The organism is Roseateles sp. GW821-FHT02E12 (assembly GCF_059421665.1).
The window spans coordinates 972,529-989,303 of sequence record NZ_JBWKVK010000004.1; the positions used below are offsets into that span (position 1 = coordinate 972,529).

Consider the following 16,775-nt stretch of genomic DNA (forward strand, 5'->3'; position numbering starts at 1 on the left):
TGCTTCAGCCTTCGTCGCCGCGTTGCAAGGCCAGGCGGCCGCGCGAGTCGGCTTCCTCGTCGGCGGGCTGGTTGGCGCGTTGCGCGCGCAGCGTGGCGAAGTCTTCCAGGCTGACATCGCCGGTCACGTAATGCCCGTCGAAGCAACTCGCCTCAAAGCCCGCCAGGCCCGGGCGCAGCGCGGCAACGACACGTTTCATCGCATCGACGTCCTGGTAGATCAGCGCATCGGCGCCGATGTACTGGCGGATCTCCTCGATCGAGCGGTTGTGCGCGATCAGCTCCTCGGCCGTCGGCATGTCGATGCCGTAGACGTTGGGGTAGCGCACCGGCGGCGCGGCAGATGCGAGGTAGACCTTGCGCGCGCCGGCCTCGCGGGCCATCTGCACGATCTCCTTGGAGGTGGTGCCGCGCACGATGGAGTCGTCCACCAGCAGCACGTTGCGATCCTTGAACTCCACACCGATGGCATTAAGCTTCTGGCGCACGCTCTTCTTGCGCGCGCCCTGCCCCGGCATGATGAAGGTACGGCCGACGTAGCGGTTCTTCACGAAGCCCTCGCGGTAGGGCTTGCCGATACGGTGGGCCAGCTGCATGGCCGACGGGCGGCTGCTTTCGGGGATGGGAATGACGACGTCGATCTCGTTGGGCGGCATCGTGGAGATGACGCGCTGGGCCAGCGTCTCGCCCATGTTCAGGCGGGCCTGGTAGACCGAGATGCCGTCCATCACCGAGTCCGGGCGGGCCAGGTAGACGAACTCGAACATGCACGGATTGAGCGTGGGGTTCTCGTTGCACTGCTCGGTGTGCAGCTTGCCCGTCATGTCGATGAAGAGCGCCTCGCCGGGCGCCACGTCGCGCTCCAGCTGGTGGCCCGTACCTTCGAGAGCGACGCTTTCGCTGGCGACCATGAACTCGCCGTTGGCCGAGCGGCCGAAGCACAGCGGGCGGATGCCGAAGGGGTCGCGGAAGGCCAGCAGGCCCTGGCCGGCGATCAGCGCGATGACGGCGTAGCTGCCCTTGATGCGCTTCTGCACCGCGCGCACGGCGGAGAACACCTCTTTGGGCGTCAGCGGCAGGTCGCGCGCAGCCATCTCCAGCTCGTGGGCCAGCACGTTGATCAGCACCTCGGTGTCGCTCTCGGTGTTGATGTGGCGGCGATCGATGTCGAAGAGTTCGTCCTTCAGCGCATGCGCGTTCGTCAGGTTGCCGTTGTGCACGAGCACGATGCCGAAAGGCGCGTTCACGTAGAAGGGCTGAGCTTCCTCTTCGCTGTAGGCATTGCCGGCGGTCGGGTAACGCGTCTGGCCCAGGCCGATATGGCCCGGAAGCGCGCGCATGTTGCGGGTGCGGAAGACGTCCCGCACCATGCCACGCGCCTTGTGCATGAAGCACTTCTGGCCCTGCATCGTGACGATGCCTGCGGCGTCCTGGCCGCGGTGCTGCAGCAGCAGCAGCGCGTCATAGAGGAGTTGGTTGACGGGAGAGGCAGCAAGAGCGCCGACGATGCCACACATGGCGGAGTCCTTAGTCAGTCGATTCCGCTTCAGATGGGGTCATCGAGCGGGAAACAAAACGGGCGAGAGGTTCGGGCAGCAGGGGCGCCAGGTCGTGCAGCACGCCGCCAAGCACAGGGGCGGCACGCGAGGCCCGCCAGGTTGCCGATTCGGCCAGCGGCGACGCGCCGACGACGAGCACCAGCAGCAGCGCGATGAACACGCCACGCAGCGCGCCGAAGCCGGCGCCACCCAGGCGGTCCACCACGGACAGCGGCGTGGCGTGGATCAGCGTCTTGACGAGGCGCGAGGCCAGGCTCCAGACGATGAGCACAAGGAAGAAGGCGATGGCCAGCGTGACGACGTGCAGGACGGCGGGGCCGAACTTGCTCGTCGTGGACGCGGGAAGCATTTCCTCGACGACCGGCGCCAGCGGCGACGCCGCGAAATACGCGACCACCCAGCCAGCCAGCGACATGACCTCGAAGACCAGGCCGCGCCACAGGCCGATGCCGATGGAGATCAACAACACCGCTGCCAGCGCGAGGTCGACCCAGCTGAGCGCGATGTCCATGGCAGGCTTACAGCGTCAGGATGGCGCCGGGCAGGCCCGCGCCCTTGAGCTTGGATGCAGCGCGCTCGGCCTCGTCGCGGCTCGCAAAAGGGCCCAGTCGCACGCGCACGCGGCGGCCATCGGCCGTATCCACGGCTTGGGCATAAGTCTTGAGGCCCAGCTTTTCGACCTTGAGCCTGATCTCCTGGGCAGCCTTGTTCTCACCGTAGGCCCCGACCTGCACGATGAAGCGCGCGGTGGCGGCCGGTGTGCTGGCAGCGGGCGGCTTGCCGTCCAACAGGGCCTGGGCACGCGCGCCATCGTTGGCATGGGCCTTGGGTTTGTCGGCCGGCTTGTCGGCAGGTTTTTCAACGGGCTTTTCGGCCACCTTGGCCACGGGCTTCTCCGCCGGCTTCTCGGCGAGCTTGGGCTCCACGACCGCTGGCGCGCTGGCCACGGGCGCCGGCACCGCTTCGGGCGCCGAGGCCTGATCGACCTGGGCCAACGGCTCGCGCGTGGGCACGACCAGCGGCGGCGCCGTGTCCTTGCGCGGGATGTCGATGGGCAGATCGACCGGAATCGGCCGCGGCTGGGTTTCGAAGATCAGCGGGAAGCCGACGACTCCGGCAGCAACCAGCACGGCCGCACCGATGAGCCGGCGGCGGGCGCGGGCGCGCAGCACCTGCACGTCGTCAGCCGCGCTGGCCTTGGCGCCGGACTTGGCCGACTTCTTGGGCGCCGCCGCGGCGGTCCCGGCGTCGGCGTCGCGTTTGAGAAAGGAGAACAAGCCCATCGGCGGCGTCTGACGTCAGTGGAGGGTGGGAGGCTGTGGCTCGGCAGCGCCGGCCGTCACGCGGGGCAGGCCCTGCTGGAGCACCCCGCCCACGGTGTAGAAGGAACCGAAGACCAGGATTCTATCGGCCGTGGTCGCCCCGGCAGCCGCCGCGTGCAGGGCGTCCAGGGGATTGGCATGGGTGTGCGTTGCCACGCCGGGCGGCGTTTTCAGGCCGGCGGCAAGGAAGGCGCTTTCGAGCTGCTCGGCCGTGGCGGCGCGCGGCAGGGCAAGGTCGGTGAAATGCCAGACGTCCACCAGCGGTGCAATGCGCGCCAGGATGCCGGCCAGGTCTTTGTCGGCCATCGCACCGAAGACGGCGTGGGTGCGGGGGAAGAAGCCCATCTGGTCCAGGTTCTGGGCCAGCGCGGCGACGGCGTGCGGGTTGTGGGCCACGTCCAGCACGACGGCGGGCTGGCCGGCCAGCACCTGGAAGCGGCCCGGCAGTTCGACCAGGGCCAGCCCCGTGCGCACGGCCTGGGCGCTGATGGGCAGGCGGTCCACCAGGGCCTCGAAGGCGGCCAGCACGCCGGAGGCGTTCAGCAGCTGGTTCACACCGCGCAGCGCCGGGTAGGCCATGCCGGAGAAGCGCTTGGCTCGCCCCGCCCATTGCCACTGCGTGCGGTCGCCGCTGAAGGTGAAGTCTCGGCCTAGCTGGCGCAGGTCAGCACCGAGCTCGGCCGCGCGTGCCGCCAGGGACGCCGGCGGCATCGGGTCGCTGATGACCACCGGTCGGCCGGCGCGCATGATGCCGGCCTTCTCGCGGCCAACGCTCTCGCGGTCGGTGCCGAGGAACTCGGTGTGGTCCAGGTCGATGCTGGTGATGACGGCGCAGTCGGCGTCGATGACGTTGACCGCGTCCAGCCGGCCGCCCAGGCCGACTTCGAGGATGACGAAGTCCAGCGGCTCATGCTGCAGGCGCCGCATGATGGCCAGCGTCGTGAACTCGAAGTAGGTCAGCGTGATGTCGCCGCGCGCGGCTTCGACAGCCTCGAAGTGCGGCTCCAGCGATTCGGCCTGCACCGGCGCCCCGCCGACGCGGCAGCGCTCCTGGAAGTGCACCAGGTGAGGCTTGATGTAGAGCCCCACGCGATAGCCCGCATGCAGCGCGATGGATTCCAGCATCGCGCAGGTCGAGCCCTTGCCGTTGGTGCCGGCCACGACGACGGTCGGGCAGTCGAAGGCAATGCCCAGCCGCTCGCGCACCGTCGCGACACGGTCCAGCGTCATGTCGATGGTCTTGGGATGCAGGCGCTCGCAGTGGGCGAGCCAGTCTTCAAGCGTCATGGCGGGTCATTAAAAACAAAAGCCAGGCTCGGAGCCTGGCTTGGAACTCTGCGGGCGACGTTCAGGCGACGGCGTCCGCGCTCTGGCGCTGCAGCATGGCGAGCTGGCGGGCGATGGTCTCGCGCAGTTGGCGGCGGTCCACGATCATGTCGACAGCGCCCTTCTCCATCAGGAACTCGGCGCGCTGGAAGCCGGCAGGCAGCTTCTCGCGCACGGTGTTCTCGATGACGCGGGGGCCGGCAAAGCCGATCAGCGCCTTGGGTTCGACCAGCACGATGTCGCCCACGAAGGCGAAGCTGGCCGACACGCCGCCCATCGTCGGGTCGGTCAGCACGCTGATGTAAGGCAACTTGGCCTTGGCCAGGCGCGTCAGCGACGCGTTGGTCTTGGCCATCTGCATCAGGCTGAGCAGGCCTTCCTGCATCCGCGCGCCACCGGTGGCGGTGAAGCAGATGAAAGGCGTCTTCTGCTCGATGGCCGTCTCGACGCCGCGCACGAAGCGCTCGCCGACGACCGAACCCATGGAGCCGCCCATGAAGTCGAACTCGAAGCAGGCCGCGACGACCGGCACGCTCATCACCGCACCCCCCATGACGATCAGCGCATCGGTCTCGCCGGTGTTCTCCAGCGCTTCCTTCAGGCGGTCGGGGTACTTCTTGCTGTCCTTGAACTTCAGCGCGTCGACCGGCAGCACTTCCTGGCCGATCTCGTAGCGGCCTTCGCCGTCGAGGAAAGCGTCCAGGCGGGCACGCGCGCCGATGCGGTGGTGGTGCGAGCACTTGGGGCAGACGTTGATGTTCTGCTCCAGGTCGGTCTTGTAGAGCACCGTCTCGCAACTCGGGCACTTGATCCACAGGCCTTCGGGGACGGTGCGGCGGTCTGCCGGGTCACCTTGCTGGATCTTGGGCGGGAGCAGTTTGTCGAGCCAACTCATGTGTCAGTCCTTGTGGGCTGTGTCGAGTGCAGCGCGGATCTCACGGATGAAGGCCGCGCCAGTCAAGGCGACATTATCGGCTGGCTGGCGCTCCAGCAATTCGACCAGCTTGGAGCCGATGACGACCGCGTCGGAAACATCGGCAACGGCCCGTGCCGTGGCACCGTCGCGAATGCCGAAGCCCACGCCCACCGGCACGCTGACGTGCTGGCGGATGCGCGGCACGGCCTCGGCCACGGCGGCCGTGTTCAAGTGGCCGGCACCCGTCACGCCCTTCAGCGACACGTAGTAGACGTAGCCGCTGGCGAGCTTGCCGACCTGGGCCATGCGCGCCTCGGTGGAGGTGGGCGCCAGCAGGAAGATCGCGTCCATGTCGGCCGCGCGCAGCTTGGCGGCGAACTCTTCGCACTCCTCGGGCGGGTAGTCGACGATGAGGATGCCGTCGACACCGGCGTCCTTGGCGTCCGCCACGAAGGCGTCCAAGCCGTAGCGCTCGACCGGGTTGGCGTAGCCCATCAGCACCAGCGGCGTCTTGTTGTTGCGGGTGCGGAACTCGCGCACGTAGGCCAGTACCTTGCGCAGGCCGATGCCATGCTTCAGGGCGCGTTCACCGGCGCGCTGGATGACGGGGCCGTCGGCCATGGGGTCCGAGAAAGGCACGCCCAGCTCGATGACGTCGGCGCCGGCCTCGGCCATGGCCAGCAGCAGGTCGACGGTGGCGGTCGGGTACGGGTCACCGGCGGTGACGAAGGGGATAAGCGCCTTGCGGCCGTCGGCCTTGAGCTGGTCGAAAGTGGTCTTGATGCGGCTCATTGCGCGCCCCCCTTCACCTTTTCACCGGCCTGCGAGGGGCGGTCGAAGTACGAAGCGCCGGACAGGTCGGCGACGGTGCCGATGTCCTTGTCGCCCCGGCCGCTGAGGTTGATCAGCAGCACCTTGTCCTTACCCAGCGTCGGTGCCAGCTTGATCACGTGCGCGACGGCATGGCTGGATTCGAGCGCCGGGATGATGCCTTCCGTCAGGCACAGCCGGTGAAAGGCCGCCAATGCCTCGGCATCGGTGACGCCAACGTACTCGGCGCGGCCGATGTCCTTCAGGTGGGCGTGCTCGGGGCCGACGCCGGGGTAGTCCAGGCCGGCGGAGATGGAGTGCGTCTCGATGATCTGCCCGTCCGCGTCCTGCAGCAGGTAGGTGCGGTTGCCGTGCAGCACGCCAGGGCTACCGGCGGTCAGCGTCGCGGCATGCTTGCCGCTGGCCACGCCCTGCCCTTCGGCCTCGACGCCGATGAGGCGCACGTTCTCGTGCGGGATGTAGGGGTGGAAGATGCCGATGGCGTTCGACCCACCGCCCACGCAGGCGATGACGGCGTCCGGCTGGCGGCCGGCCAGTTCGGGCATCTGCTCCAGGCACTCCAGGCCGATGACGCGTTGGAAGTCGCGCACCATCATTGGATAAGGGTGCGGGCCGGCCACGGTGCCGATGATGTAGAAGGTGTTCTCGACGTTCGTCACCCAGTCGCGCATGGCCTCGTTCAGCGCGTCCTTCAAGGTCTTGCTGCCGGAATCGACGGGCACGACCGTCGCGCCAAGCAGCTTCATGCGATAGACGTTGGGCGACTGGCGCTTGACGTCCTCGCTGCCCATGTAGACGACGCACTCCAGGCCGTAGCGCGCGCAGATGGTGGCCGTGGCCACGCCGTGCTGGCCGGCGCCGGTTTCGGCGATGACACGCGGCTTGCCCATGCGCTTGGCCAGCAGCGCCTGGCCGATGACGTTGTTGATCTTGTGCGCACCGGTGTGGTTGAGGTCCTCGCGCTTCAGGTAGATCTGTGCACCGCCCAGCTCGCGGCTCAGGCGCTCGGCGTGATAGATCGGGCTGGGACGGCCGACGAAGTGCTTGAGCTCACGCTGGTACTCGGCAACGAATTCGGCGTCGTTGCGGTAGTGGGCGTAGGCGTCCTTGAGCTGGTCGAGCGCGTGGACGAGGGTCTCGGAGACGAAGCTGCCACCAAAGGTAGGCGTACCCGCGTGGCGGAAATGCCCGGTTGCATCGGGCTGGTCGTACTGGAACATGGTCTTCCCTATCAGGTCAGTTCGGCATCGGCGCGGCCGTCAGCGAGACGAACAGCGCGGCAGAACTCGTGGATCAGGTCGGCGCTCTTGATGCCCTTGGACACCTCGACGCCGGAACTCACATCAACGGCCCAAGGCCGTACCCGGGCGATGCCATCGCCGACGTTTGCTGCATTCAACCCACCAGACAAAACGAGGTGAGAGGCAGCGCTTGGTGGAATGAGTGACCAATCGAAGACCTTGCCGCCACCGCCATAACCGTCGACGTGGGCGTCGAGCAGGATGGCCTGGGCGTTGGGAAATTGAGCGGCGAAGTTTAGCAAATCGACCCCGGGCGCCATGCGCGCGGCGCGCAGATAAGGCCGGCGCACGCGGTCGCAGTCGGCGGGCGTCTCATCGCCGTGGAACTGGACGAGCATGTTGGGCAGCGCATCGAACCCCGCCTGCAGCTCGGCGTCCGTCGCGTTGACGAAGAGCCCCACCGGCGTCACGAACGGCGGCAGCAGCTTGGCAAGCGCCCTCGCCCGCTCCGGCGTCACGGCGCGCGGGCTCTTGGCGTAGAAGACAAAGCCGATGGCGTCGGCGCCGGCCGCAATCGCCGCTTCTACATCGGCCTCGCGCGTCAGGCCACAGATCTTGATTCGAGTCATGGGAGCCAGTTCAGTGCCGCGACCTCGCGCGGGATGTCGAGTTCGGCATCGTAGGTCGGGCCGAGGAAATAGAGGCCGTCGGGGGCGAAGGTCGGCGCGGCCACCTTGCGGTCGCGTGCGGCGAGCACGTCGGACACCCAGTCCGCCGAGCGCGTGCCGTTGCCCACCGCCAGCAGGCAGCCCATCAGGTTGCGCACCATGTGGTGCAGGAAGGCGCTGGCCTCGAATTCGAAGCGCCAGTAGGCGCCACGGCGCTGCACGCGGATCTCGCGCAAGGTCTTCACCGGTGACGCGGCCTGGCATTCGGACGAGCGGAAGGACGAGAAGTCATGCTCGCCAATCAAGCGTTCAGCGGCAGCTTCCAGCAAGACTTGATCGAGCGGACGGAACACCCAGCCGCATTGGCCGGACTCGATGGCGGGCCGCACGGCCGACTCCAACAGCAGATAGGCATAGCGCCGGCCACGTGCCGAGTTGCGGGCGTGGAAGGTATCGCCCGGAAAGCGGCACCATTGGATGGCGATGTCGGGCGGGAGGTAACGGTTGCTACCGCGAACCCAGGAGAACAGCTCGCGCTCCACCTCGGTGTCGAAATGGATGACCTGGTTGATGCCATGCACACCGGCATCCGTGCGGCCGGCGCAGATCGTGCGGATGGGCTGTGCCGCGAAGGCGGACAGGCCTTTTTCGAGGGCGTCCTGCACCGTGCGGCCATCGGGCTGGCTCTGCCAGCCGTTGTAGCCGCCGCCTCGGTAGCTGACTCCTAAAGCGACTCTCATAAGCTCCAAAGAAAACGCCCGGCCAGGCCGGGCGTCGAAGTATCGCGGTTGCGCTTACCGGAGGTCGTTCAGCATCGCCTGAGCCCGGTCACGCAGCGAGCCGCTGGCGCGCTGGATCAGCTCCTGCAGCACCTCGCGGGCACCTTCGGTGTCGCCGATCTGGCGGAACTCGTCGGCCAGTTCGAGCTGGCGCAGCAGCGGGTCGCCGTCGTCATCGCCCAGCGCATCGAGGGCCTGGGACAGATGGTCGGGGTCGGTCTCGCCGGGTTGGGTGGGTTCGCCCAGGTCGAAGTCCAGATCGGTGGAGGCGGACGCCGGCGCAGCAGGCGATGCACTGACCGGCAGGCCACCCATGCCGCTGAGGTCGAAGTTCAGATCAGGCGCGGGCGGCGCGGTGCGCGTGCCACGGGCGGAGATGTCGAAATCCATCGTCAGCGGCGCCTGCTCCACCGAGGCAGGCATGGCCTGGGTCGCGGCCATCGCGTGCGGCGAAACCGGTTCGGGGGCGTCGAGGTCGAGGTCCAGCGCCAGGTCGAAGCCACTCACCGGGCCTGTGTCCGGGCCACCGCGCATCGCATCCGTCGCCATATGAGCCGCCGCGGCGGCTGCAGCGGCGCCTGGGGGCAGCGCCGTCTGCGGCAGCGTGCTGGCGTTCATCGGCTCGGGACGCAGTTCCGGGCCATCCTCGACGTGGGCGGGTGCGCCGCCAGGCTGGTAGAGGGGGTTGTCCGGGTCGATGCCACGGCCCAGCTCTTGCGCCTTGGCCCAGTCCTCGCCGGAGCCCTTGGTCTCGGCATAGAGCTGCACGGCAAGTTGCTCGAAGCCCTTGGTGTCGCGGCGCTTGGCGTAGACCTCCAGCAGCTTCAGGCGAATGGCCAGGCGCGTCGGGTTGGCGCGCAGGGCTTCCTTGAGGATTTCCTCGGCCTGCAGGTCGCGGCCGTAGGCCAGGTAGACGTCGGCCTCGGCGACCGGATCGACGTCGCCGATCGCGTCGAGCTGACTCAGCGAGTAGCTCATCGACGACTGGCCACTGTTCTGAGCGTCACGCGTGTCGACGCGCTGGCCACCGGTGCCACCAAAGAACGAATCGGGCTGCAGACGGCTTTCGTGGAAACCCGTCTCGGCCGCATTGGCCGGGCGACGCGAACGCAGGCGGTAAAGGCCCAGTCCGCCCAGCACGGCGACGAGCACGCCTGCCAGCGGCAGCACGATCGGGCTGTCGAGCAACTGCTCGATGAAACCGGGTGGTTCGGCCACCGGCGGCGGGGCCAGGGGCGCGCTGGCGCGGGCCGCAGGCTTGGATGCAGCGGCACTTGCCGCGGCAACGACCGGCGCGGAAGCGGCAGCCGAGGCCGCCTCGACAGCGGCGACAACCGGCGCGGGAGCGGGCAGCACCGGTGCCGGCGTGGCAGGCGCGGGCGCGGGCGCCGCAGAGGCCACGGTCGCAGCCGGCTTGGCCGCGCTCGACAGCTTCTTCAGCTCCTCGACATTGCGGGTCAGCTCGGCCACGCGGGCGGCGGCGTCCTTCTTCTCGGTTTCCTTGGACAGCTTGGTCTCGGCAGCGCTAGCGGCAGCGCCACCGGCCTTGCTGAGCGTCAGCTTGTCGGGCGTTGGCGCGGCGGCAGGCTTGCGGTCTTCGACAGCGGCCTGCACCTGGCCCTTGGACTGGCGCTCGCTCTCGGTGTTCTGCAGCGTCGGTGCGGCGGAAGCGAGGCGCTGGCGGTAGGCCGAGAAGTCAGCACTCTGGGCCAGGATGAGTTGACGCGCCTCGCCGTTGGAAACGGAGGCCAGCGCTTCGCTGCCCGGCACCTGCAGCACGGAGCCGGCCTTGAGCCGGTTCATGTTGCCGTCGATGAAGGCGTCGGGGTTGTTGCGGAACAGGCCGACCAGCATCTGGTCCAGCGAGATGCCGCTCACCTGGGTGCGGGCTGCAACCTTGGAAAGCGAGTCACCCGGGCGCACCGCGTACTCGGAGGACCCGGTGACGGCCGGGCGCACCGGGGCAGGTGCCGGCACAGGCGGGCGAGCCACGGCAACCGGCGCGGAGGCAGAGCCGTTGCGCGGCAGTGCCGTCGTCACGGCGGGTGCCGGTGCGGGCACGGCTTCGCTGGAAGCCGCGGTGGCCGGCGCGGCGGCGATGGCCGGCGGCGCGGTGATGACGGGAGCGGGCCTGGACAGGCCGGGCGGGTCGAACAGCAGCGTGTATTCGCGCACCAGGCGGCCGCTGGACCAGGTCAGCTCGAGGATGACATCGACGAACGGCTCCTGCACGGAGCGTTCACTGCTGACGCGCAGCACGGTGCGACCGTTGTTGCGCACGACCTGAACCTGGGCCGAGGTCAGCACCTGGTTGTATTCGACGCCGCTGGTGCGGTAGGACTCGGGTGGTGCAACACGCACCTTGAGCGTGGAAGCTTCTTCCGGCGTCAGGCTGGTGACGTCGATTTCAGCACGCATGGTCTCGCCGAGGGCCGACTGCACGCTCAGCTTGCCCAAGCCCAAAGCGTGTGCGCCGCTGCCGGCTACAAACAGGGCGGCGGCGAGCGCGAGGTGATGGCGAGCAAAGCCCATGGGTCGAACTCCCTCGAATGCGTCGCGAATGTGGTCTTTCAAGGCATTCCCCAAAGCAACAAGGCGGGGCTGTTGAGGGCCCCGCCTGTCTCGATCTTCAGCACGCACTGCATGAACCTAGTCTGCACGGTCTGGCCTGTGTCGAGTCTGGAATCAAAAACACAACGGCATCAAGCATATACGCGGAAATGCTCAAGGGGTACCTGATGTGTCGCTTCGCTCCAATATCGACGCCCGGGTGAACCCTAGGTCAACGAGTAAGTGCGTGTAAGCGGGTCAACGCTCGAGCAGGATTCGCAGCATGCGACGCAGCGGTTCGGCCGCACCCCACAGCAGCTGATCACCAATGGTGAAGGCACCCAGGTACTCGGGGCCCATGGCTAGCTTGCGTACGCGGCCAACAGGGATGGTCATCGTGCCGGTGACGGCCACCGGCGTCAGGTCGCGCAGCGTGTCTTCGCGCGTGTTGGGCACGTACTTCACCCACTCGTTGTCGGCGCGGATCATGGCCTCGATGTCGGCCAGCGGCACGTCCTTCTTCAGCTTGAAGGTCAGGGCCTGGCTGTGGCAGCGCATGGCGCCGACGCGAACGCAAAAGCCGTCGACCGGGATGGAGCCCGAGCCGAGGATCTTGTTCGTCTCGGCCATGCCCTTCCACTCTTCCTTGGACATGCCGTTGCCGAGGTCCTTGTCGATCCAGGGGATCAAGGAGCCGCCCAGCGGTACGCCGAAGTTGGCGGTTTCTTCAGCGCTCAGCGAACGCTGCTTGGCGATGACCTGGCGGTCGATCTCGAGGATGGCGCTCTTGGGGTCGTCCAGCAGCGGCTTGACGGCTGCGTTCAGCGTGCCGTACTGCGTCAGCAGTTCGCGCATATGCTGGGCGCCACCGCCGGAGGCAGCCTGGTAGGTCTGCGTGGACATCCACTCGACGAGGCCGGCCTTGTACAGCGCACCCACGCCCATCAGCATGCAGCTGACGGTGCAGTTGCCGCCGATCCAGTTCTTGCCGCCGTTGCTCAGCGCCTGGTCGATGACCGGGCGGTTGACGGGGTCCAGGACGATGACGGCGTCATCGGCCATGCGCAGCGTGGAGGCCGCGTCGATCCAGTGGCCGTTCCAGCCTGCGGCGCGCAGCTTGGGGTAGACCTCGGTCGTGTAGTCGCCGCCCTGGGCGGTGATGATGATGTCGCAGCGCTTGAGCTGTTCGATGTCGAAGGCGTTTTGCAGCGCCTTCTCGTTCTTGGCCTGGGCCGGGGCATCGCCGCCGGCGTTGGAGGTCGAGAAGAACAGCGGCTCGATCAGGTCGAAATCGCGTTCAGTGGTCATGCGCTCCATGAGCACCGAGCCCACCATGCCGCGCCAGCCTACGAGGCCTACCAAGGTCGTCATCATCATTCCTTTGCTTCACCAAACCCCATCCACTTTGGGCCCCGGCTCGTTCGCCGGGTTTGGAGGGGCGAGACGAGACGGAGCGTTAGCTCTTGATGGTTTTCGTGGTCGTAATGGCTTTGACGACAGCGTCGCCCATCTCGATGGTGGAAACCTTCGAGGTGCCTTCAGACCAGATGTCGGCGGTGCGCAAGCCCTGGGCCAGCACCGACTGCACGGCCATCTCGATACGAGCGGCAGCGTCGGCTTGGTTGAGGGAGAACTTGAGCATCATGGCAGCGGAGAGGATTGTAGCCAGAGGGTTGGCAATTCCCTTGCCCGCGATGTCCGGCGCGCTGCCGTGGCTGGGTTCGTAGAGGCCCTTGTTGTTGGCATCCAACGAGGCGGACGGCAGCATGCCGATGGAGCCAGTCAGCATCGCGGCCTCATCCGAGAGGATGTCGCCGAACATGTTGCCGGTCACGACGACGTCGAACTTCTTGGGCGCCTTGACGAGCTGCATGGCGGCGTTGTCTACGTACATGTGGTCCAGCTCGACGTCGGGGTACTGGGCGTGGACTTCGATGACGATGTCCTTCCAGAACTGCGAGGTCTCCAGCACGTTGGCCTTGTCGACGCTCGTGAGGCGCTTGTTGCGCTTGCGAGCCGCCTGGAAGGCGACGTGGGCGATGCGCTCGATCTCGGGGCGCGAGTAGCGCATCGTGTCGAAGGCTTCGTCGGTACCGGGGAAGTGGCCGTCCACGGCCGTGCGGCGGCCGCGCGGCTGGCCGAAGTAGATGTCGCCGGTCAGTTCGCGGATCAGCAGGATGTCGAGGCCGGCCACGAGTTCCGGCTTCAGCGACGAGGCGTGCGTCAGCTGCTCGTAGCAGATGGCCGGGCGGAAGTTGGCGAACAGGCCCAGCGCCTTGCGCAGGCCGAGGATGGCCTGCTCGGGGCGCAACGAGCGCTCCAGCTTGTCGTACTTCCAGTCGCCCACGGCGCCGAACAGCACGGCGTCGGCTTCCTGCGCCAGCTTCAGCGTGGCGGGGGGCAGCGGGTGGCCGCTGGTCTCGTAGGCCTTGCCGCCAACATCGGCCCATTCAAGTTGCAAAGGCAGGTCCAGTGCCTTCAGCACCTTGACGGCCTCGGCCATGATTTCCGGGCCAATACCGTCGCCCGGCAGGACTGCAATCTTCTTCATCTTCAAATCACTCGATTGTTGAGCCAGGGCTTCGCCGCAATGCGGGCAGCTTCATAGGCGCGGATCTTGTCGGTGTGCTGCAGCGTCAGGCCAATCTCGTCGAGGCCGCCCACCAGGCATTCCTTGCGGAAGGGCTCGATGTCGAAGGGCAGTTCGGCGCCATCGGGCTTCACCACCACCTGGCGCGGCAGGTCGACGACCAACTGATAGCCCGGGAAGGCGTAGACCTCGTCGAACAGGCGCGCAATGGCGCTCTCCGGCAGCACGATGGGCAGCAGGCCGTTCTTGAAGCAGTTGTTGAAGAAGATGTCCGCGAAGCTCGGCGCCAGGATGGCGCGGAAGCCGTACTGCTGCAGCGCCCAGGGTGCGTGCTCGCGGCTGGAACCGCAGCCGAAGTTGCTGCGCGCGATCAACACGCTGGCACCGTTGTAACGCGGCTGGTTCAGCACGAAATCAGGGTTGGGCTTGCGGCTGGCCGGGTCCTGGCCAGGCTCGCCGTGGTCCAGGTAGCGCCATTCATCGAACAGGTTGGGGCCGAAGCCGCTGCGCTTGATCGACTTCAGGAACTGCTTGGGAATGATCGCGTCGGTGTCGACGTTGTCGCGGTCCATGGGCGCGACGAGACCCTTGTGGATGGTGAACTTGTCCATGGTCAGCTCAGGGTGCGAACGTCGACGAAATGGCCGGTCATCGCGGCTGCAGCAGCCATGGCCGGGCTGACGAGATGGGTACGACCACCCGCGCCCTGGCGGCCTTCGAAGTTGCGGTTGCTGGTGGATGCGCAGCGCTCACCCGGCTCCAGCCGGTCGGCGTTCATCGCCAGGCACATGGAGCACCCCGGCTCGCGCCACTCAAAGCCAGCAGCCTTGAAGACCTGGTCGAGGCCTTCGGCTTCGGCTTGCGCCTTGACGAGACCGGAGCCCGGCACGACCAGGGCCAGCTTGATGTTCTTGGCCAGTCGACCACCCACGCGGCGCACGACGGCCGCGGCCTCGCGCATGTCCTCGATGCGGCTGTTGGTGCACGAGCCGATGAAGACCTTGTCGACGTGGATGTCGCTGATGGCCTTGTTGGGCTCCAGCGCCATGTAGGTCAGCGCGCGCTCGATGGCACCGCGCTTGACGGCGTCCTTTTCCTTGTCGGGGTCGGGCACGCGCTCGTCAATAGCCAGCACCATCTCGGGCGAGGTGCCCCAGCTGACTTGCGGGCGGATCTGCGCGGCGTCCAGCTCGACGACCTTGTCGAAATGCGCGCCGGCATCGGTGTGCAGCGTGCGCCAGTAGGCGACGGCCTGGTCCCACTCCACGCCCTGCGGCGAGAAGGGGCGGCCCTTGACGTAGGCAATGGTCGTGTCGTCCACGCCGATCAGGCCAGCGCGGGCGCCGGCTTCGATGGCCATGTTGCAGACCGTCATGCGGCCTTCCATGCTCAGCGCGCGGATGGCCGAGCCGGCGAATTCGATGGTGGAACCGTTGCCGCCGGCCGTGCCGATCTTGCCGATGATGGCCAGCACGATGTCCTTGGCGCCGACGCCCTTGGGGCATTGGCCTTCGACCTTGACCAGCAGGTTCTTGGCCTTCTTGGCGGACAGGGTCTGCGTGGCCAGCACATGCTCGACCTCGCTGGTACCGATGCCATGGGCCAGCGCGCCAAAGGCGCCATGCGTGGAGGTGTGGCTGTCACCGCAGACGACGGTCATGCCGGGCAGCGTGGCGCCCTGCTCCGGACCGATGACGTGCACGATGCCCTGGCGCTTGTCGTTCATCTTGAACTGCGTGATGCCGACGCGGTCGCAGTTGGCGTCCAGCGTGTCGACTTGCAGCTTGGAGATCGGGTCCGAAATGCCTTGGCTGCGGTCCGTCGTCGGCACGTTGTGGTCGCTGACGGCCAGGTTCGCGCTCAAGCGCCAGACCTTGCGGCTGGCCAGGTCCAGGCCTTCGAAGGCCTGCGGACTGGTCACCTCATGAACGAGGTGGCGGTCGATGTAGAGCAGCGCCGTGCCATCCGGCTCGGAGTGCACGACATGCTCATCCCAGAGCTTGTCGTAAAGAGTGCGTGAGGTCATTGCTTGTCTCGGGGAATCAGCGTGTCGACAAAGCGCTGCACGACCGTCGGCAGCCGCTGCTGGCGCAACACGCCCAGTACATATTCGCGCTCGGCCCAGGGCTCTTCAAGGCGCAGGCATCGCACGCCGAAGACGCGCGTGAAGCGCTCGGCCGGCTGCTCGGGCAGCACGGCCACGCCCAGGCCCGCCTCGACGAGCTGGGCGATGGCGTCGAAGCCACGCACCTGCCAGCGAGCGTTCAGCGTCTTGCCGCGCGCCGCGGCCTGTTCGCGCATCAGCTCCTGGGCGCTGGCGCCGGCATGCAGGCCGATGAGGTCATAGGCCAGCAAATCGTCGAAATTCACTTCCTCGCGCTGGGCCAACGGATGCTTCAAAGGCACCAGCGCCGCCAAACGGCCGTGGGCAAAGGTCCAGGTCTGCAGGCGGTTGTCCAGCAGCGGCGGCGAGAACACGCCGATGTCCGCGCGCCCTTCCGCTACCGCGGCCTGGGCCTCGGCGCTGGTCAAGTCTTCCAGGCTGATGCGAATCTGCGAGTGCGCTTGCGAGAAGCCCACCAGATGGGGCGGCAGCGCCTCGGTGATGGCGCTGCTGTTGGCGGCGATGCGCAGATGGCCCTTGATGCCGCGCGAAAACTCCATGACCTCGGTTTCGAGGGCGTAGAGGGACGCATGCAGCGAGCGGATGTGGCGCACCAGCGCCCGCCCCGCCTCGGTCGGTTCGACACCGCGTGCGCGCCGCTCGAAGAGCTGCACGCCGAGGCGGCTTTCCAGGTCAGACAGGCGCTTGCTCGCCGCAGCCAGGGCCAGATGTTCCTGGGCCGCACCGCGGGTGATCGAGCGCGTTTGCTCGATGGCCAGCACGAGATTGAGGGTGGTGAGGTCGTGGCGCATGGTCGTTTGACTCCAGCATAGCCTTCGTGAAGAAGCCAATTCTGCGCCAAAAAGCGACGCCCGCTTCGCCAATGACGA

At 67.3% G+C, this 16,775-nt stretch carries 15 protein-coding genes; all 15 read right to left on the reverse strand.

Annotated features, from left to right (window positions below):
• Positions 1-4 precede the first annotated feature (4 nt).
• Positions 5-1,516, reverse strand: coding sequence for an amidophosphoribosyltransferase (gene purF, locus AC07V5_RS27260; RefSeq protein WP_495118755.1), 1,512 nt, complete (start codon positions 1,514-1,516; stop codon positions 5-7).
• Positions 1,517-1,526: 10 nt separating this feature from the next.
• Positions 1,527-2,069: a CvpA family protein gene (locus tag AC07V5_RS27265; RefSeq protein WP_495118756.1), complete on the reverse strand. Its 543-nt coding sequence runs from the start codon at positions 2,067-2,069 to the stop codon at positions 1,527-1,529.
• Between the two features lie 7 nt (positions 2,070-2,076).
• Positions 2,077-2,841 carry an SPOR domain-containing protein gene (locus AC07V5_RS27270; RefSeq protein ID WP_495118757.1) on the reverse strand — a complete coding sequence of 255 codons (765 nt, stop codon included), beginning with the start codon at positions 2,839-2,841 and terminating at the stop codon, positions 2,077-2,079.
• Positions 2,842-2,856: 15 nt separating this feature from the next.
• On the reverse strand, positions 2,857-4,167 hold the full coding sequence (gene folC / locus AC07V5_RS27275) for a bifunctional tetrahydrofolate synthase/dihydrofolate synthase (protein WP_495118758.1): 1,311 nt from the start codon (positions 4,165-4,167) through the stop codon (positions 2,857-2,859).
• 61 nt (positions 4,168-4,228) lie between these two features.
• Positions 4,229-5,101, reverse strand: a complete 873-nt coding sequence (gene accD / locus AC07V5_RS27280; protein WP_495118759.1) for an acetyl-CoA carboxylase, carboxyltransferase subunit beta — start codon at positions 5,099-5,101, stop codon at positions 4,229-4,231.
• A 3-nt stretch (positions 5,102-5,104) separates the two neighbouring features.
• Positions 5,105-5,914 (reverse strand): tryptophan synthase subunit alpha, encoded by an 810-nt coding sequence (gene trpA, locus AC07V5_RS27285; protein ID WP_495118760.1) that lies wholly within the window; start codon positions 5,912-5,914, stop codon positions 5,105-5,107.
• Positions 5,911-7,173 carry a tryptophan synthase subunit beta gene (trpB, locus tag AC07V5_RS27290; RefSeq protein WP_495118761.1) on the reverse strand — a complete coding sequence of 421 codons (1,263 nt, stop codon included), beginning with the start codon at positions 7,171-7,173 and terminating at the stop codon, positions 5,911-5,913. The genes trpA and trpB overlap by 4 nt, the downstream gene beginning before the upstream one ends.
• An 11-nt stretch (positions 7,174-7,184) precedes the next feature.
• Entirely contained in the window at positions 7,185-7,823 is a 639-nt protein-coding gene (locus AC07V5_RS27295; RefSeq protein WP_495118762.1) for a phosphoribosylanthranilate isomerase, read from the reverse strand.
• Entirely contained in the window at positions 7,820-8,602 is a 783-nt protein-coding gene (truA, locus tag AC07V5_RS27300; RefSeq protein ID WP_495118763.1) for a tRNA pseudouridine(38-40) synthase TruA, read from the reverse strand. Before truA ends, AC07V5_RS27295 begins: the two co-directional genes overlap by 4 nt.
• Before the next feature lie 54 nt (positions 8,603-8,656).
• Complete coding sequence (locus AC07V5_RS27305; protein WP_495118764.1) at positions 8,657-11,173, reverse strand: FimV/HubP family polar landmark protein; 2,517 nt, start codon at positions 11,171-11,173, stop codon at positions 8,657-8,659.
• A 276-nt stretch (positions 11,174-11,449) separates the two neighbouring features.
• Positions 11,450-12,562, reverse strand: a complete 1,113-nt coding sequence (asd, locus tag AC07V5_RS27310) for an aspartate-semialdehyde dehydrogenase (RefSeq protein ID WP_495118765.1) — start codon at positions 12,560-12,562, stop codon at positions 11,450-11,452.
• Between the two features lie 85 nt (positions 12,563-12,647).
• On the reverse strand, positions 12,648-13,742 hold the full coding sequence (leuB, locus tag AC07V5_RS27315) for a 3-isopropylmalate dehydrogenase (protein WP_495118766.1): 1,095 nt from the start codon (positions 13,740-13,742) through the stop codon (positions 12,648-12,650).
• 2 nt (positions 13,743-13,744) lie between these two features.
• On the reverse strand, positions 13,745-14,392 hold the full coding sequence (gene leuD, locus AC07V5_RS27320; protein ID WP_495118767.1) for a 3-isopropylmalate dehydratase small subunit: 648 nt from the start codon (positions 14,390-14,392) through the stop codon (positions 13,745-13,747).
• A gap of 2 nt (positions 14,393-14,394) precedes the next feature.
• Positions 14,395-15,807 (reverse strand): 3-isopropylmalate dehydratase large subunit, encoded by a 1,413-nt coding sequence (leuC, locus tag AC07V5_RS27325; protein WP_495118768.1) that lies wholly within the window; start codon positions 15,805-15,807, stop codon positions 14,395-14,397.
• Entirely contained in the window at positions 15,804-16,697 is an 894-nt protein-coding gene (locus AC07V5_RS27330; RefSeq protein ID WP_495118769.1) for a LysR family transcriptional regulator, read from the reverse strand. Before AC07V5_RS27330 ends, leuC begins: the two co-directional genes overlap by 4 nt.
• Between the last annotated feature and the right edge of the window lie 78 nt (positions 16,698-16,775).

Bases quoted from the DNA above. Each gene is read 5' to 3' on its own strand.
- trpA (WP_495118760.1), bottom strand. From the start codon at position 5,914: ATGAGCCGCATCAAGACCACTTTCGACCAGCTCAAGGCCGACGGCCGC.
- AC07V5_RS27330 (WP_495118769.1), bottom strand. From the start codon at position 16,697: ATGCGCCACGACCTCACCACCCTCAATCTCGTGCTGGCCATCGAGCAA.
- AC07V5_RS27305 (WP_495118764.1), bottom strand. From the start codon at position 11,173: ATGGGCTTTGCTCGCCATCACCTCGCGCTCGCCGCCGCCCTGTTTGTA.
- folC (WP_495118758.1), bottom strand. From the start codon at position 4,167: ATGACGCTTGAAGACTGGCTCGCCCACTGCGAGCGCCTGCATCCCAAG.
- leuB (WP_495118766.1), bottom strand. From the start codon at position 13,742: ATGAAGAAGATTGCAGTCCTGCCGGGCGACGGTATTGGCCCGGAAATC.
- leuD (WP_495118767.1), bottom strand. From the start codon at position 14,392: ATGGACAAGTTCACCATCCACAAGGGTCTCGTCGCGCCCATGGACCGC.
- AC07V5_RS27270 (WP_495118757.1), bottom strand. From the start codon at position 2,841: ATGGGCTTGTTCTCCTTTCTCAAACGCGACGCCGACGCCGGGACCGCC.
- leuC (WP_495118768.1), bottom strand. From the start codon at position 15,807: ATGACCTCACGCACTCTTTACGACAAGCTCTGGGATGAGCATGTCGTG.
- AC07V5_RS27265 (WP_495118756.1), bottom strand. From the start codon at position 2,069: ATGGACATCGCGCTCAGCTGGGTCGACCTCGCGCTGGCAGCGGTGTTG.
- AC07V5_RS27295 (WP_495118762.1), bottom strand. From the start codon at position 7,823: ATGACTCGAATCAAGATCTGTGGCCTGACGCGCGAGGCCGATGTAGAA.
- trpB (WP_495118761.1), bottom strand. From the start codon at position 7,173: ATGTTCCAGTACGACCAGCCCGATGCAACCGGGCATTTCCGCCACGCG.
- purF (WP_495118755.1), bottom strand. From the start codon at position 1,516: ATGTGTGGCATCGTCGGCGCTCTTGCTGCCTCTCCCGTCAACCAACTC.
- accD (WP_495118759.1), bottom strand. From the start codon at position 5,101: ATGAGTTGGCTCGACAAACTGCTCCCGCCCAAGATCCAGCAAGGTGAC.
- asd (WP_495118765.1), bottom strand. From the start codon at position 12,562: ATGACGACCTTGGTAGGCCTCGTAGGCTGGCGCGGCATGGTGGGCTCG.
- truA (WP_495118763.1), bottom strand. From the start codon at position 8,602: ATGAGAGTCGCTTTAGGAGTCAGCTACCGAGGCGGCGGCTACAACGGC.